General features: G+C 36.3%; 16 protein-coding genes and 1 pseudogene. 16 read left to right on the forward strand and 1 reads right to left on the reverse strand.

The window, feature by feature from the left end; genetic code table 11:
- Positions 1-3: 3 nt before the first annotated feature.
- Positions 4-312 carry a rhodanese-like domain-containing protein gene (locus BLT80_RS17485; RefSeq protein WP_092470396.1) on the reverse strand — a complete coding sequence of 103 codons (309 nt, stop codon included), beginning with the start codon at positions 310-312 and terminating at the stop codon, positions 4-6.
- A 113-nt stretch (positions 313-425) separates the two neighbouring features.
- Here BLT80_RS17485 and BLT80_RS17490 point away from each other — a divergent pair, with 113 nt between their 5' ends.
- The 16 genes and pseudogenes from BLT80_RS17490 (at position 426) to paaZ (ending at position 14,831) form a co-directional block, all read left to right on the forward strand.
- Positions 426-995, forward strand: a complete 570-nt coding sequence (locus BLT80_RS17490; protein ID WP_092470398.1) for a TetR/AcrR family transcriptional regulator — start codon at positions 426-428, stop codon at positions 993-995.
- Positions 996-1,063: 68 nt separating this feature from the next.
- Positions 1,064-2,137, forward strand: coding sequence for an FAD-binding oxidoreductase (locus BLT80_RS17495; RefSeq protein WP_092470400.1), 1,074 nt, complete (start codon positions 1,064-1,066; stop codon positions 2,135-2,137).
- Positions 2,138-2,374: 237 nt separating this feature from the next.
- On the forward strand, positions 2,375-3,331 hold the full coding sequence (gene paaA / locus BLT80_RS17500) for a 1,2-phenylacetyl-CoA epoxidase subunit PaaA (RefSeq protein WP_092470402.1): 957 nt from the start codon (positions 2,375-2,377) through the stop codon (positions 3,329-3,331).
- Between the two features lie 29 nt (positions 3,332-3,360).
- Complete coding sequence (locus tag BLT80_RS17505; RefSeq protein ID WP_092470404.1) at positions 3,361-3,711, forward strand: four helix bundle protein; 351 nt, start codon at positions 3,361-3,363, stop codon at positions 3,709-3,711.
- Positions 3,712-3,764: 53 nt separating this feature from the next.
- Complete coding sequence (gene paaB / locus BLT80_RS17510) at positions 3,765-4,049, forward strand: 1,2-phenylacetyl-CoA epoxidase subunit PaaB (protein WP_092470406.1); 285 nt, start codon at positions 3,765-3,767, stop codon at positions 4,047-4,049.
- Positions 4,050-4,083: 34 nt separating this feature from the next.
- Entirely contained in the window at positions 4,084-4,314 is a 231-nt protein-coding gene (locus BLT80_RS17515) for a four helix bundle protein (protein WP_245710292.1), read from the forward strand.
- A gap of 177 nt (positions 4,315-4,491) precedes the next feature.
- Positions 4,492-5,244, forward strand: coding sequence for a 1,2-phenylacetyl-CoA epoxidase subunit PaaC (gene paaC / locus BLT80_RS17520; RefSeq protein WP_092470408.1), 753 nt, complete (start codon positions 4,492-4,494; stop codon positions 5,242-5,244).
- 84 nt (positions 5,245-5,328) lie between these two features.
- Positions 5,329-5,829, forward strand: coding sequence for a 1,2-phenylacetyl-CoA epoxidase subunit PaaD (gene paaD / locus BLT80_RS17525; RefSeq protein ID WP_092470410.1), 501 nt, complete (start codon positions 5,329-5,331; stop codon positions 5,827-5,829).
- A gap of 94 nt (positions 5,830-5,923) precedes the next feature.
- A complete protein-coding gene (locus BLT80_RS17530) occupies positions 5,924-6,703 on the forward strand; it encodes an enoyl-CoA hydratase-related protein (protein ID WP_092470412.1) in 780 nt (259 codons plus the stop codon).
- 87 nt (positions 6,704-6,790) lie between these two features.
- Positions 6,791-7,108, forward strand: a pseudogene (locus tag BLT80_RS20340) (endonuclease domain-containing protein); the annotation flags it as partial.
- A gap of 126 nt (positions 7,109-7,234) precedes the next feature.
- Positions 7,235-8,122, forward strand: coding sequence for a pyridoxal-phosphate dependent enzyme (locus BLT80_RS20210; protein WP_394331394.1), 888 nt, complete (start codon positions 7,235-7,237; stop codon positions 8,120-8,122).
- A 97-nt stretch (positions 8,123-8,219) separates the two neighbouring features.
- Positions 8,220-9,410, forward strand: coding sequence for a 3-hydroxyacyl-CoA dehydrogenase NAD-binding domain-containing protein (locus BLT80_RS17540; protein WP_092470416.1), 1,191 nt, complete (start codon positions 8,220-8,222; stop codon positions 9,408-9,410).
- 78 nt (positions 9,411-9,488) lie between these two features.
- Positions 9,489-9,893 (forward strand): hotdog fold thioesterase, encoded by a 405-nt coding sequence (locus tag BLT80_RS17545; RefSeq protein ID WP_092470507.1) that lies wholly within the window; start codon positions 9,489-9,491, stop codon positions 9,891-9,893.
- Positions 9,894-9,913: 20 nt separating this feature from the next.
- Positions 9,914-10,774, forward strand: coding sequence for a KPN_02809 family neutral zinc metallopeptidase (gene ypfJ, locus BLT80_RS17550; RefSeq protein ID WP_092470418.1), 861 nt, complete (start codon positions 9,914-9,916; stop codon positions 10,772-10,774).
- A gap of 130 nt (positions 10,775-10,904) precedes the next feature.
- Positions 10,905-12,116, forward strand: coding sequence for a 3-oxoadipyl-CoA thiolase (gene pcaF / locus BLT80_RS17555; RefSeq protein ID WP_092470420.1), 1,212 nt, complete (start codon positions 10,905-10,907; stop codon positions 12,114-12,116).
- Between the two features lie 213 nt (positions 12,117-12,329).
- Positions 12,330-14,831, forward strand: a complete 2,502-nt coding sequence (gene paaZ / locus BLT80_RS17560; RefSeq protein WP_092470422.1) for a phenylacetic acid degradation bifunctional protein PaaZ — start codon at positions 12,330-12,332, stop codon at positions 14,829-14,831.
- Positions 14,832-14,889: the final 58 nt, after the last annotated feature.

The following is a 14,889-nucleotide window of genomic DNA, read 5'->3' on the forward strand; positions in this document are numbered from 1 at the left end:
ATCTTAGCTCAATTTTCTTTGTAAACTACCTATTCCGCCACCATTTATGGCATCAACACCTTTAGATTTTAATAGGCTAGTTGCGCTACCAGAACGCATGCCGCTTGCACAATAGGCAATTACTGGTTTGTTTAATTTTTTAACTTCATTAAATCTATTACCCAATTCCTGAACCGGAATATGTATTGCGTTTTTAATATGGCCGCCTTGGTATTCACTAGGTGTTCTAACATCTAAAATTACAGCGCCTTTTTCTAAGTATTCTGCAACGTTATTAGTCGGTTTTCCAAATAAAGCATTAAATAGTCCCATCGTATTTCTTTTTAGGCAAACTTCCGAAAAGTTAACGGAAGCCTTCGTAACCAAAGTTACATTAAAATTACGATGCGCCTAAAATTCTGACTATTTTAGTACTTTAGAGCGCTATGAAACAAGAGACACGTCAAGAAGAAATTATAAGAGTTGCAGCTCAACTCTTTAAAGAAAAAGGGTATAGTGCTGTCACTATGCGAGATTTAGCGACAGCCATGAACATCAAAGCTGCGAGTTTATATAATCACATCAATTCCAAACAAGATATATTAGAAAGTATTATTATTTCTATCGCAGAAAAATTTACGGTTGGTATGACTTCTGTTTTAGCAAGTGATGCTACCTGTATCGAAAAACTAAAAGAAATCATTGCGCTTCATGTCGAAATTTCAAGCCAAAACATATATGGAATGGCAGCTTTAAATCACGATTGGATGCATTTAGAAGCACAATTAAATCATTACAAAAAGTTGCGTAGCGATTATGAAAACGATTTTAAAACGATTCTTATCGAAGGTGTAAATTCAGGTGAAATCATAGATATAAAACCAGACGTAATGATGTTTTCTATCTTAACGACCTTGCGTTCTCTTTATTTATGGATTCCCAAAAAGGAAGATGTAAACCTTAAAGAACTCACCAATAACCTCAATGAAATTCTTATAAAAGGTGTTGTGAAATAAATTTAAATTTATTTACTAACTTTGTCAAACAAACTAACAAGTGTTAGTTTGTTAGTTCAACAACATCTATGGCGCAGTTTTATAAGCTTAAAATTAAAGATATATATAAGGAAACCGAAGATACTTCAGTCATAACCTTTGAAGTTCCCTTGGAATTACATAGTGCATTCAAATTTCGTCAAGGTCAGCATTTAACTTTAAAAGCAGACATTAACGGAGAAGATGTACGTCGCTCGTATTCACTTTGCTCAAGTCCATCAGACGGTCAATGGAAAGTTGCTGTAAAGCTGATTCCAGGCGGAAAATTTTCAACCTATATAAACGACGAATTAAAAACCGGTGACCAATTAGAAGTAATGTCACCTAGCGGAACATTTGGTGTAGAAGTTAACTCGTCAAAGCCCAAAAACTACTTGTTTTTCGCAGCAGGAAGCGGAATCACACCAGTGCTTTCAATGGTAAAAGCGCATTTACAAGCTGAACCAAATTCAACTTGTAAATTATTTTACGTTAATAAGACGGCAAAATCCATTATCTTTAAGGAAGAACTTGAGCAGCTTAGAAACACCTATTTCGGAAGATTCGAAATTTATTATTTCTTAACTAAAGAGCGTAGAGATATCGAATTGTTCAACGGAAGATTTGATGATGAAAAGATGCAGGTTTTAACAAAAACGTTTATTGATATTCCAGATACAAGTGAAGTATTTTTGTGTGGCCCGGAAAAAATGGTGAATTATGTCAGTGAATATCTCATCAATGCAGGATTACCAAAAGAGCTCGTGCATTATGAGTTGTTTGTAACCGGACTTTCAGATGAAGATATAAAGCGAGCAGAGCGTTTGGCTCAGCAAAATGTAGAAGGGGTCGAAGTCACTATTGTCGATGGCGGAAAAGAATTCGTTTTCACCATGACCAAGGAATACGATAATATATTAGATGCCGCTTTAGGAGCAGGCGCAGATTTGCCTTTTGCATGTAAAGGAGGCGTTTGTAGTACTTGTAAATGTAAAGTCATCGATGGTGCGGTTGAGATGAAAATCAATTACGCACTAGACGAAAAAGAAGTATCACAAAATCTAGTATTAAGTTGTCAAGCTGTACCAACAACAGAAAAAGTGGTTGTCGATTTTGATGTCTAAAAGTCCCTTTGAAAAAAGGGTCTCATGAATAATAACAAATTCATGAATTGAAATGAAAATTTTGGCGTTACCCTAAAAAGGGTCAGGCTTTCCGCTTAAATCTTTTTTGAGAAAAACAAAAAAGGATAACGCTGCAATCCTTAACGCGCCAACAGCGAAAGGCCAACAGCCACAGCTAATAAAAAATAAAGTTCAACAAGCTAAAGGCCAACAGCCAAAAGCTAAAAGCTTAAAAAAATGAGTGAAGAACAAATAAAAAATCTAGAAGTACAATTCGAAGCACGTATCGCAAGAGACGAGAAAATCGAACCTAAAGACTGGATGCCAGAAAAATATCGTAAAACGCATATTCGTCAGATGTCGCAACACGCACATTCCGAAATTGTAGGCATGCTTCCCGAAGGCAATTGGATTACTAGAGCACCTTCGTTGCGACGAAAAGTAGCTTTATTAGCAAAAGTTCAAGATGAAGCCGGTCACGGTTTGTATCTCTATTCTGCTTGCGAAACCTTAGGTGTTTCTCGAGATGAGTTATACGAACAATTGCATTCCGGAAAAGCAAAGTATTCTTCCATATTTAATTATCCAACCATTACGTGGGCTGATATGGGAGCTGTAGGTTGGCTAGTTGATGGAGCTGCGATTATAAATCAAGTACCACTTTGTAATACATCTTATGGTCCTTATGCAAGAGCAATGGTTCGTGTGTGTAAAGAAGAAAGTTTTCATCAACGTCAAGGTTTTGAAATCATGATGAAGTTGGCAAATGGAGCACCGGAGCAAAAAGAGTTAGCTCAAGATGCTTTAAACCGTTGGTGGTGGCCAAGCTTAATGATGTTAGGTCCTACAGACGCAGAATCTATACATACAGAACAATCCATGAAATGGAAATTGAAACGAAAATCGAATGATGATTTGCGTCAGCAATTTATAGACCAAACGGTTCCTCAAGCAGAATTAATTGGACTTACCATTCCAGATCCAGATTTAAAATGGAATGAAGAACGTCAAAGCTATGATTTCGGAGAAATTAATTGGGATGAGTTTTGGCAAGTGGTCAAAGGTCATGGACCAATGAATAAAGAACGAATGAAAGCAAGAGTTGGTGCATGGGAAGAAGGCGAATGGGTTAGAGATGCAGCTATGGCTTATGCCGAAAAGAAACAAGCAAGAAAACAAAAACAAGCAATTTAAGAAGTCGAAACTGAAACTGAAGTTGAAAAATGAGCGACAGGAAATTTGATTTAACGGAAAGACTTGAGGATTTTGCAGCTACAATCATAATTTTATATGATAAAAAGCCTTTGTCTTATGCAGGCGATTATCTAGCTAAACAATTGATAAGGTCGTCATGTTCTTCAGCTTTAAATTATGGTGAAGTTTTAGGTGCAGGAACCGATAGAGATAAAATAAATAAACTGAGAATTTGCTTAAAAGAGTTAAGAGAATCGCTAAGAAACTTAAATATTCAAACTAAAGCAAGGTTGTTTTCAGAAGAAGATTTAAAACGTCTGAAAGACGAAAATGACCAATTAATTAGAATAATAGTAACAAGAATTAAAAACATAGGTTGAATTTTAGATTGATGTATTTCAATTTCGAGTTCAACTTCAAATTCAATTTCATAATGAGTAAAAACTGGCCACTTTGGGAAATCTTCGTAAGAAGTAAAAATGGATTAGAACACCGTCATTTCGGAAGCCTTCATGCTGCAGATGCAGAAATGGCTTTAGAAAATGCAAGAGATGTGTACACAAGACGAAATGAAGGTGTGAGTATTTGGGTTGTGGAATCAGTAAATATCACAGCATCAAATCCAGAACACAATGGTGAAATGTTTGAGCCTGCTCAAGATAAAGTTTATCGTCATCCAACATTTTACGATTTGCCAGACGAGGTGAAACATATGTAACAGTGAAATCGAAATTGAATCTGAATCTGAAAATATGAATGGGATAAAATTTGATTTAACAGAACGACTTGAAGATTTTGCGGCTGCAATAATTATTCTGTATGATAAAAAGCCATTGTCTTATGCAGGAGATTATTTAGCAAAACAGCTTATACGCTCATCTTGTTCTTCAGCATTAAATTATGGAGAAGCATTAGGGGCTGGAACTGATAAAGATAAAATAAATAAATTGAGAATTTCTTTAAAAGAATTAAGAGAGAGCTAACGAAATTTGAATATTCAATCTAAAGCTCAATTATTTTCAGAGGAAAGTCTTTCAAATTTAAAAGATGAAAATGACCAATTAATTAGAATAATGGTCACAAGAATTAAAAACATTAATTAGATTTTTTGATTTCGAGTGAGTTTTCAACTTCGATTTCAAGTTCAATTTCAATTTAAAATGAAACAAAACTTATACAACTATATACTTGGCATAGCAGACAACAGCCTAATTTTAGGTCAAAGACTAGGAGAATTAACAGGTCATGGTCCAAGTTTAGAAACAGACATCGCTTGCACAAATATCTCATTAGATTTGTTTGGCCAAGTGCGAAGCTATTTTCAATATGCTGCAAAAATAGCAGGTGACGATAGAACAGAAGACGATATCGCCATGCTTCGAAAAGAGCGCGAATATAAAAGTGTATTGTTGGTAGAACAACCAAATACAAATTTCGCCTACACTATGGCGCGTCAGTTTTTATTCGATGTGTACCATTTAGCGTTTCTTGCCGAATTACAAAAAAGCACCGATTTAACATTGTCTGCAATTGCGAATAAATGTATAAAAGAAGTGAGTTATCACGAACGTTTTTCTTCAGATTGGATAAAGCGTTTAGGTGACGGTACAGAGGAAAGTAAAGCAAAAATGCAAGAAGCTATGGATGGTTTATGGACGTATACCGATGAGTTATTTCATCAAACTGAAGCAGATAAAGCTATGGTTGTAGAAGGAATAGGTGTTGATGTTACAAAACTGAAAGACGCTTATTATACCCGAGTGAGTGCGGTTTTAGAAGAATCAACCCTTGAAACACCTGAATCGAAGTGGTTTCAAAAAGGAGGGAAAGAAGGGATTCACACCGAACATTTAGGGTATTTATTAGCAGAGCTTCAATACATGCAACGTGCTTATCCTAATATGGAATGGTAAAAAATAAAAGAAATTGAAATCGAACTTGAATTTGAAAGAAGAACACTTCAAATTCAGTTTCAACTTCAACTTCAAATTCAAAAAATGAAAACAACAGAACAAAACATAGACGAAATCTTAATTCCAATTCTGGAAAAAGTTTCCGATCCCGAAATCCCCGTATTATCCATCATGGATATGGGAGTGGTACGTTCTGCGGTTATAAAAAATAATATCGTTAAAGTCGAAATCACACCAACCTATAGTGGTTGTCCAGCAATGGATGTGATTGGCGATGATATAAAATCAGCATTAAAACAAGCCGGATACGAGTCTAAAGTAGAATTGATTTTACATCCAGCATGGACCACCGATTGGATTACACCAAGAGGTAGAAAAGCTTTAGAAGATTACGGAATTGCAGCACCTTTAAGCGCAGAAGCAGATAAAGATGTATTGCTTAACGATAAAAGAATAGTTAAGTGCACCAATTGTGGTTCACAAAACACAAGATTAGTAAGTCAGTTTGGTTCCACAGCTTGTAAAGCGCAGTTTCAATGTGACGATTGTCAAGAACCATTTGATTATTTCAAGTGCTTAAAATAAAGTAAAAGTCAGATTTGAAACTAAAAATCTAAATCGAACGATTGTCCCCTTGAGGGGACTGTAGGGGTGTTTTAAATTAAAAATAAATTATAAAATGAACTCAATTCTTTTAAAAATAGAAAATAAAATAGCATACATAACGCTAAACCGACCAGAAGTATTTAATAGTTTCAATCGTGAAATGGCATTTTTATTGCACGACACATTAGATGCTTGTGAAAAAAATGAAGAAGTAAGAGCAATTGTTTTAACCGGAAATGGAAAAGCATTTTGTGCTGGTCAAGATTTAAAAGAAGTGACGGATCCAGATTTAAATCCTGGATTCAAAAAAATATTAGAAGAGCATTATAATCCAATAATTACTAGAATTAGAAATATTAAAAAACCAGTAATTGCAGCTGTAAACGGAGTAGCAGCAGGAGCGGGAGCAAACATTGCTTTAGCTTGTGATATTGTTGTCGCACATGAAAAAGTAAGTTTCATTCAAGCCTTTAGTTTAATTGGTTTAGTTCCGGATAGTGCAGGGACGTTCTTTTTGCCAAGACTAATCGGTTTTCAAAAAGCATTAGCATTAGCGATGCTAGGTGATAAAATTGGAGCTGAAGAAGCTGAAAAAATGGGCATGATTTACAAATGTGTTCCAACAGAAGAGTTTGAAGAAACGATTAATAAGCTAGCTTTGAAACTAGCAAACATGCCAACAAAAGCTCTTGGTATGATTAAAGAATTATTCAACAAGTCCATGACAAATGATTTAGAATCGCAATTAACCCTAGAATCTAAATTACAAATTGAAGCAGCACAAACTGAAGATTACAAAGAAGGAGTCGCTGCATTTATAGAAAAACGTCAACCAAACTTTAAAGGAAATTAAAATTATTCACCCGAGTATTGTCCCCTTGAGGGGACTTTAGGGGTGTTTTAACAAATGATAAAGAACTTTTAGGAATATCAAACAAGAGTGAGAAATAATATAATTCCATACAATCCAAAATTAAAAGAATACGCTAGGCAACTACGTAACAATAGTACTTTGGCGGAGGTATTGTTGTGGAAGAATATTAAGAATGAGGCTTTAGGTGTTCAGTTTCATAGACAAGTACCAATGTTAGATTATATCGTAGATTTTTATTGTCACGAGCTCATGCTAGCTATTGAAATTGATGGTGATTCTCATGACCATAGATATTTCGAAGATTTAAATCGGCAAAATAAGCTAGAAAATTTAGGTGTAAGATTTATTAGGTTTACTGATGGAGATGTTAAGAACAATATGTTTAGTGTTTCGATGTCTTTGGAAGAAAAGGTGAAATCGTTAAAAACACCCCTAAAGTCCCCTCAAGGGGACAATCCATTCGATTTAAGACAAACTCTCATAGAAATTCACAACCGAATAAAACCCTTTATTCACAAAACACCTGTGTTAACATCTCAGTTGTTGAATGAAAAAGCAGGGTGTAATCTGTTTTTTAAGTGTGAGAACTTTCAAAAAATGGGTGCCTTCAAAATGCGAGGTGCAGCTAATGCCATTTTATCACTTTCAGAAGAAGAAAAACAGCGAGGAGTGGTGACACATTCGTCAGGTAATTTTGCTCAAGCGGTGTCATTAGCGGCACAGAAATTAGGCGTTAAGGCATACATTGTAATGCCAGAAAATGCACCACAAGTCAAAAAAAATGCGGTTAAAACTTATGAGGGAGAAATCATAGAATGTGAATCGACACCACAAGCAAGAGAAGCAACAGCTAATAAAATTAAAGAAGAAAAAAGAGCATCATTTTTTCACCCATCTAATCAAGATGAGGTTATTTATGGCAATAGTACAGCAGCGATAGAGTTGTTAGAGGAGCAACCAAATTTAGATATTATTCTAGCACCTATTGGAGGAGGAGGTCTTATTGCAGGAACCGCTTTGGCAACACATTATTTTTCAAAAAAATGTAAAGTGATTGGTGCTGAGCCTAAAGCTGTAGATGATGCCTATCGCTCATTAATTTCAGGTAAAATAGAAACAAACACTACGTTTGCAACTATTGCTGATGGCCTAAGAACACATTTAGGCGATCGTAATTTTCCTATCATTCAAAAACATGTAGAGAAAATAATTTGTGTGGAAGAAGATGAAATTATAAATGCTATGCAATTAATTTGGGAACGTATGAAAATTATTGTAGAACCATCAAGTGCGGTAGCTTTTGCAGCCGTATTAAAAAATAAAGAAGAATTTGCAACTAAAAACGTCGGAATTATTGTTTCTGGTGGTAATGTAGATGTGAAAAACCTACCATTTTAGATAACTGTCACCCCGAGAGCAGTCGAAGGGTCTCAATTAAAAAATAAATAATTTTGTCATTCCTGCGTAGGCAGGAATCCACAATAATAGAAATTATATGAATATAGGAATTATAGGTTCTGGAACCATGGGAAGTGGCATCGCACAAGTTGCTGCAACGTCTGGATGTAAAGTGAAGTTATACGATACCAATCAAGTGGCTTTAGATAAAGCAAAAGCCTCACTAGAAAAAATATTGAATCGCTTAATTGAAAAAGGAAGAATTGATACGCCTGAAAAAGATAGAATTCAGTCAAACATCGCTTACGTCAACAACCTAAAAGATTTAGCCGATTCAAACCTTACTATTGAAGCTATTATTGAAAACCTTGACATCAAGAAAAAAGTGTTTTCAGAATTAGAAAGCTATGTTGCTGACGATTGTATTATTGCATCAAACACTTCTAGTTTATCCATAGCATCTATTGCTGCATCACTTAATAAACCAGAACGTTGTATAGGGATTCACTTTTTTAATCCGGCACCTTTAATGAAATTGGTTGAGGTTATTCCAGCCATTCAAACATCAAATGAGGTTCTTGAAAAATCCATACAAACCATTAAAGATTGGAAGAAAGTTGTAGCAGTTGCTAAAGACACACCAGGATTTATAGTAAACAGAGTGGCTAGACCATTTTATGGAGAAGCATTGCGTATTTATGAAGAAGGATTAGCAGATTTTTCAACGATAGATCATAGTTTAAAATCTTTAGGTGATTTTAGAATGGGACCATTTGAATTAATGGATTTTATAGGAAACGATGTGAATTACACAGTAACCGAAACTGTTTTTACAGCATTCTATTTCGACCCAAGATATAAACCATCATTAACCCAAAAACGCTTTTCAGAAGCAGGTTATTTAGGACGTAAATCAGGAAAAGGTTTTTATGATTATGATAAAAATGGAAAAATAATTGAGACAAACCATGCAAATACAAAGACTTTTGAAACTTATGAAGACGAAGAGTTTTTGAAAAATCAAATTTTCGATCGTGTATTGGTAATGCTCATCAACGAAGCAGCAGATGCCTTATTTTTAAATATTGCATCCGCAGAAGATATAGACAATGCCATGACTAAAGGTGTCAATTATCCAAATGGATTATTGGCTTGGGCAGACGAAAAAGGAATCGATTGGTGCGTAAATAAAATGGATGAATTGTATAACGAATATCACGAAGATAGATACCGTTGTAGTCCGTTATTACGTAACATGAAAAAAGAAAATAAAACGTTTTTTAACTAGGAGGTCATTCCGAACGAAGTGAAGGAATCTCATAATGAGATTGCCACGTCCTTCGTCCTCACAATGACAAAACAGAATATGAAAGGAGAAAAAATTCCACATAAAATGCTTTCCCAAGACGCCTACAGCACGTGGCTAGGCATAGAAATTCTAGAATGTGAAATCGGACGCTGTAAAGTCGGAATGACCATTAGAGGCGACATGCTAAATAGCATGAATAAAGCTCATGGTGGCATCAGTTATTCATTAGCAGATACAGCTTTCGGATTTGCCGCAAACACCCATGGTAAATATGCCGTTTCTATCGAAACAAGCATTAATCATATTGAAGCCTTAAACGAAGGTGATTATATTGTAGCAGAATCTGTAATAGAATCTGTAAAAAACAGATTAGGATTTAATATTATTGAAGTAAAACGAGGAGAAGAATTAGTCGCGCTTTTTAAAGGTGTCGTTTATAGAACTCAAAAGGATTGGGAATAAAATAGTAAAAATATAAAATTATGAAATGGAAAGGTAGACGACAAAGCGGGAATCTTGAAGACCAACGCGGCATGGGAACTAAAGGTAAAGTAGCAGCTGGTGGTGGAGTTATTGCCGTAGTTGTAATTTTATTGCAACTTTTTGGAGGTGAAACTGGTCAGCAAATAGCACCAATCATAGAGCAGGTAGCTAATAGTCAAACCACTCAGCAAGTAGAACAAAGAGATTTAACCAGCGAAGAGCTTGAAATGGGCGATTTTATGGCAACTGTTTTAGCCGACACCGAAGATGTGTGGAACCAAATATTTAGAGACTACAATCTAGGGGATTATAAAGAACCAAAAATGGTGTTATTCACAGATGCGGTTTCTACAGCTTGCGGTAGTGCAACTTCAGCTTCTGGACCTTTTTACTGTCCTGGCGATCAAAAATTATATATGGATTTAACTTTTTTTGACGAACTAAAAACACGTTTCGGAGCAAAAGGTGGCGATTTTGCAATAGCTTACGTCACAGCACACGAGGTTGGTCATCATATCCAAACACTTTTAGGAACTTCAAACAAAGTAAGACAATTACAAAGTCAAACAAATCAAACCGGAGCAAATAAATTGTCTGTTGCACAAGAATTACAAGCCGATTTTTACGCAGGAGTTTGGGCACATCACAATAAAAAATATTTACAAGCAGGAGATATTGAGGAAGCAATGAGCGCTGCCAATGCTGTGGGTGACGATGCTATACAAAAACGATCTAGAGGAAGTGTAAACTCTGATAGTTTTACCCACGGCACATCGCAACAACGTATGGAGTGGTTTATGAAAGGCTATAACACAGGTGATATTAGAAATGGAGATACGTTTTCTGCACTTTTAGATTAACCAATTCCAGCTAAAACAAGACAATTTATTGTTTATAACAATTTGTCATTCCTGCGTAGGCAGGAATCCACAATAAGAGTAAAAATATTAATTTGAAATAGAAGAATCAATTTCAATATCAATTTCAAACATGGAAGCATACATAATAGACGGCATTAGAACACCAATAGGAAATTACAAAGGCACATTATCTGCTGTTCGTACAGACGATTTAGGAGCCTTAGTCATTGCAGAAATCGTAAAACGTAATCCAAACATCCCAAAAGAAGCGTATGACGATGTGATTATGGGCTGCGCCAACCAAGCAGGTGAAGACAATCGAAATGTAGCGAGAATGTCATCTCTGTTAGCCGGATTGCCATTTACAGTGCCAGGAGAAACCGTAAACCGTTTATGTAGTTCTGGATTATCAGCAATCATTCACGCCAATCGTGCTATAAAAGCAGGAGATGGAGACGTGTTTATTTCTGGTGGAGTCGAGAATATGACACGCGGACCATACGTCATGGCAAAACCATCAACGGCTTTTGGAGGCGATTCAAAACTATACGATTCTACTTTCGGATGGCGTTTTATCAACCCGAAAATGCAACAAATGTATGGCACTGACGGCATGGGAAACACTGCCGAAAATCTTGTAGAGAAATATAATATTTCGAGAGAAGACCAAGATAAGTTTGCACTTTGGAGTCAACAGAAAGCAACCAAAGCACAAGAAAACGGTCGACTAGCAAAAGAAATTGTAACCGTTGAAATTCCACAGCGTAAAAAAGACCCCATCCTTTTTTCTAAAGACGAATTTGTAAAACCAACAACTTCTTTAGAAATCTTAGGAAAACTAAGACCGGCATTCAAAAAAGAAGGTGGTAGTGTAACCGCGGGAAACTCTTCAGGATTAAACGATGGCGCAGCAGCAACCATTATAGCATCAGCAGATGCCGTAAAAAAATACAATTTAAAACCATTAGCACGAATCGTAAGTTCTGCTGTGGTTGGTGTCGAGCCTAGGATTATGGGAATTGGCCCTGTTACAGCTTCTAATAAAGCGTTGGCAAAAGCAGGATTAACCATGGACGATATGGATATTATCGAGCTTAACGAAGCGTTCGCTGCGCAAGCATTAGCATGCACTAGAGCTTGGGGATTAGCAGACAATGATCAGCGATTAAATCCAAATGGTGGTGCTATCGCTATTGGTCACCCATTAGGAGTAACAGGCGCAAGAGTTGCGTATTCTGCCGCTTTGGAGCTGCAGGAGCAAAACAAACGTTATGCCTTAATTACCATGTGTATTGGAGTTGGACAAGGTTATGCAGCGATTATTGAGAATGTGAATTTGTAACATCATTTGGGCGTTACCACAAGGGTCGCGCTTTCCGCTATATCTTTTTTGCTTTTAATGGCCAATAAGGATGCCGCTGCAATCGCTAACGCGTGCGCAGTTAATTGAATAAAAATAACGTCACTTCGAGAGGTTTGAGAAGAATAACCAAATCGTATCGAAAAGACATAAATTAGATTTCCGTTTTTAAGGAAATGATAAATGAACGTATCAATGAAAAAATTACAAAATTACGTCACAGGACAATGGCTAGAAGGTAAAGGTGAAGGAGTTCCTATGTTCGACGCCATTACAGGAGAGCTTGTTGCACTTTCAGATACCGAAGGCTTAGATTTTGCCGAAATTCTTCAATATGGAAGAACTAAAGGTGGTGAAGTGCTTCGTAAAATGACTTTTCAAGAACGTGGCAACATGTTAAAAAGCTTAGCTTTATATCTTACGAAAAGAAAAGCTAGTTTTTACGAATTAAGTTACAGAACAGGAGCTACCAAAGTAGATAGCTGGATAGATATTGAAGGTGGTTTTGGAAATCTTTTTGCTAATGCGTCATTACGTAAACTATTTCCAAACCAACCGTATCATGTAGAAGGTGATGCTATTGATTTGTCTCGTGGTGGACGCTTTATGGCACATCACATTATGGTGCCAAAACGCGGTGTGGCGATTCATATCAATGCTTTTAATTTTCCAGTTTGGGGCATGTTAGAAAAATGTGCTGTCAATTGGATGGCTGGTGTTCCAGCTGTGGTTAAACCAGCAACAAACACTTCATTTTTAACAGAAGCAGTTGTTCGAGAAATTATTGCTTCAGGTATTTTACCAGAAGGTGCTTTACAACTGATTACAGGTTCGGCAAGAACAATTTTAGATACTGTCGAGTCTCAAGATGTTGTAACCTTTACAGGGTCTGCTACGACAGGAAGACTTTTAAAATCTCATAAACGTATCATTGATGAAGCAGTGCCTTTTACTATGGAAGCCGATTCATTAAATGCATCAATATTAGGTGAAGATGCTGTCCCTGGAACACCTGAATTCGATTTGTTCATAAAGGAAGTTCGTAATGAAATGACGGTTAAATGCGGACAAAAATGTACTGCAATCCGTAGAATTATTGTACCTCAAAATCTTATAGATGATGTACAGGCTGCTCTAGGAAAAGCCTTAGATAAAATTACCATTGGAGATCCACGACTTAAAGAAGTGCGTATGGGAGCCTTGGTAAGTAAAGATCAAGTTACCGAAGTTAGAGAACGTGTACAAGAATTAGCAAAAACAGCTAGTATTGTTTATGGAGATTTAGATAAAATTGAAACCATTGGTGCAGATGCTAAAAAAGGTGCGTTTTTAGCACCAATACTGCTTCGCGAAGATCAACCATTTAGCAACTTAGCCGTTCACGAAACAGAAGCATTTGGCCCTGTAAGTACCATAATGCCTTATAAGAGTTTAGACGAAGCTATTACTTTAGCGCAGATGGGTAAAGGCTCTTTAGTGTCTTCTATTGCAACTTATGACGATAAAATCGCCAAAGAGTATGTGGTTAATGCAGCTAGTCATCATGGTCGAATTTTAGTGGTTAATCGCGATATGGCCAAAGAAAGCACTGGTCATGGTTCTCCATTACCATATTTGGTACATGGTGGTCCTGGTCGAGCTGGAGGTGGAGAAGAAATGGGAGGCATGCGTGGTATTAAGCATTATTTACAACGTACTGCCATTCAAGGGTCACCAACAACGTTGACGGAAATCACTGGTATTTATCAGCAAAATGCAAAATATAAGGAAGCAGAGCAGCATCCATTTAAATACCATTGGGAAGACATCCAACCAGGAATGTCTATGAAAACCCACAATCGTACATTCACTGACACAGACATCATTAACTTTTCAAACCTTACTTGGGATCACTTCTATGCACATACAGACATCACCTCATTAGATGGTAGTATTTTCGAGAAGAGAACCGCACATGGGTATTTTATTATTTCAGCAGCTGCAGGATTATTTGTATACCCAAATAAAGGACCAGTGTCTGCAAATTACGGATTAGAAGAATGCAGATTCCTTCGTCCATTATATCACAACGATACCATTTACGTGCGCTTAACCTGTAAGCAAAAAGTAGATCGCGATGTGGCTTCAGCAGAACATCCAAGTGGCATTGTAAAATGGTATGCCGAAATTTTTGATGCAAACAACGATGAGAAAGTAGCATTCGCAACAGTCTTAACCATGGTTCAGAAAAAGCAAGAAGTGTTAACGGAAATGACGGAGGATAAAATAAGCGAATGTCTTTATGCATTAAAAGAAGATGCAAAACCAAAATGGGGAATTATGACACCTCAGCATATGATTGAGCATTTAGAGTATACCTATAAAATTGCTTCAGGAGAGATTCAAGATTTTGAAATCGCAACACCTTCAACCATTTTAGATAAAGTGCATAATAGTTTATGGAATTATGATAAGTTCCCTAAGAACTCTCAATTTCCACAATTAGAAAAAAACACTTTAGAACCTCTAAAGCATCCAGATTTAGCAACAGCAATCGAAAAGTTTAAAGCGCAACGTGAAAAGTATTTAGAGTTTTTTAAAGAAAACCCAGAAGCTAAATTAAAGAATTTAGTTTTCGGAGAATTGAATAAATACGAATCGTATTTATTAGAACGAAAACACCTGAATCATCACTTTGAGCAATTCAACCTTTTATAGAAGGCTGAATTGTTCAAAGTTCCCACGAAAGTGGGAATCTTATAAAAGACGTTCAAAA

The organism is Winogradskyella thalassocola (genome assembly GCF_900099995.1).
Lineage (GTDB): Bacteria > Bacteroidota > Bacteroidia > Flavobacteriales > Flavobacteriaceae > Winogradskyella > Winogradskyella thalassocola.

Coding starts and splice junctions, on each gene's coding strand:
- BLT80_RS17485 (WP_092470396.1), bottom strand. CDS start 312: ATGGGACTATTTAATGCTTTATTTGGAAAACCGACTAATAACGTTGCA.
- BLT80_RS17490 (WP_092470398.1), top strand. CDS start 426: ATGAAACAAGAGACACGTCAAGAAGAAATTATAAGAGTTGCAGCTCAA.
- BLT80_RS17495 (WP_092470400.1), top strand. CDS start 1,064: ATGGCGCAGTTTTATAAGCTTAAAATTAAAGATATATATAAGGAAACC.
- paaA (WP_092470402.1), top strand. CDS start 2,375: ATGAGTGAAGAACAAATAAAAAATCTAGAAGTACAATTCGAAGCACGT.
- BLT80_RS17505 (WP_092470404.1), top strand. CDS start 3,361: ATGAGCGACAGGAAATTTGATTTAACGGAAAGACTTGAGGATTTTGCA.
- paaB (WP_092470406.1), top strand. CDS start 3,765: ATGAGTAAAAACTGGCCACTTTGGGAAATCTTCGTAAGAAGTAAAAAT.
- BLT80_RS17515 (WP_245710292.1), top strand. CDS start 4,084: ATGAATGGGATAAAATTTGATTTAACAGAACGACTTGAAGATTTTGCG.
- paaC (WP_092470408.1), top strand. CDS start 4,492: ATGAAACAAAACTTATACAACTATATACTTGGCATAGCAGACAACAGC.
- paaD (WP_092470410.1), top strand. CDS start 5,329: ATGAAAACAACAGAACAAAACATAGACGAAATCTTAATTCCAATTCTG.
- BLT80_RS17530 (WP_092470412.1), top strand. CDS start 5,924: ATGAACTCAATTCTTTTAAAAATAGAAAATAAAATAGCATACATAACG.
- BLT80_RS17540 (WP_092470416.1), top strand. CDS start 8,220: ATGAATATAGGAATTATAGGTTCTGGAACCATGGGAAGTGGCATCGCA.
- BLT80_RS17545 (WP_092470507.1), top strand. CDS start 9,489: ATGAAAGGAGAAAAAATTCCACATAAAATGCTTTCCCAAGACGCCTAC.
- ypfJ (WP_092470418.1), top strand. CDS start 9,914: ATGAAATGGAAAGGTAGACGACAAAGCGGGAATCTTGAAGACCAACGC.
- pcaF (WP_092470420.1), top strand. CDS start 10,905: ATGGAAGCATACATAATAGACGGCATTAGAACACCAATAGGAAATTAC.
- paaZ (WP_092470422.1), top strand. CDS start 12,330: ATGAAAAAATTACAAAATTACGTCACAGGACAATGGCTAGAAGGTAAA.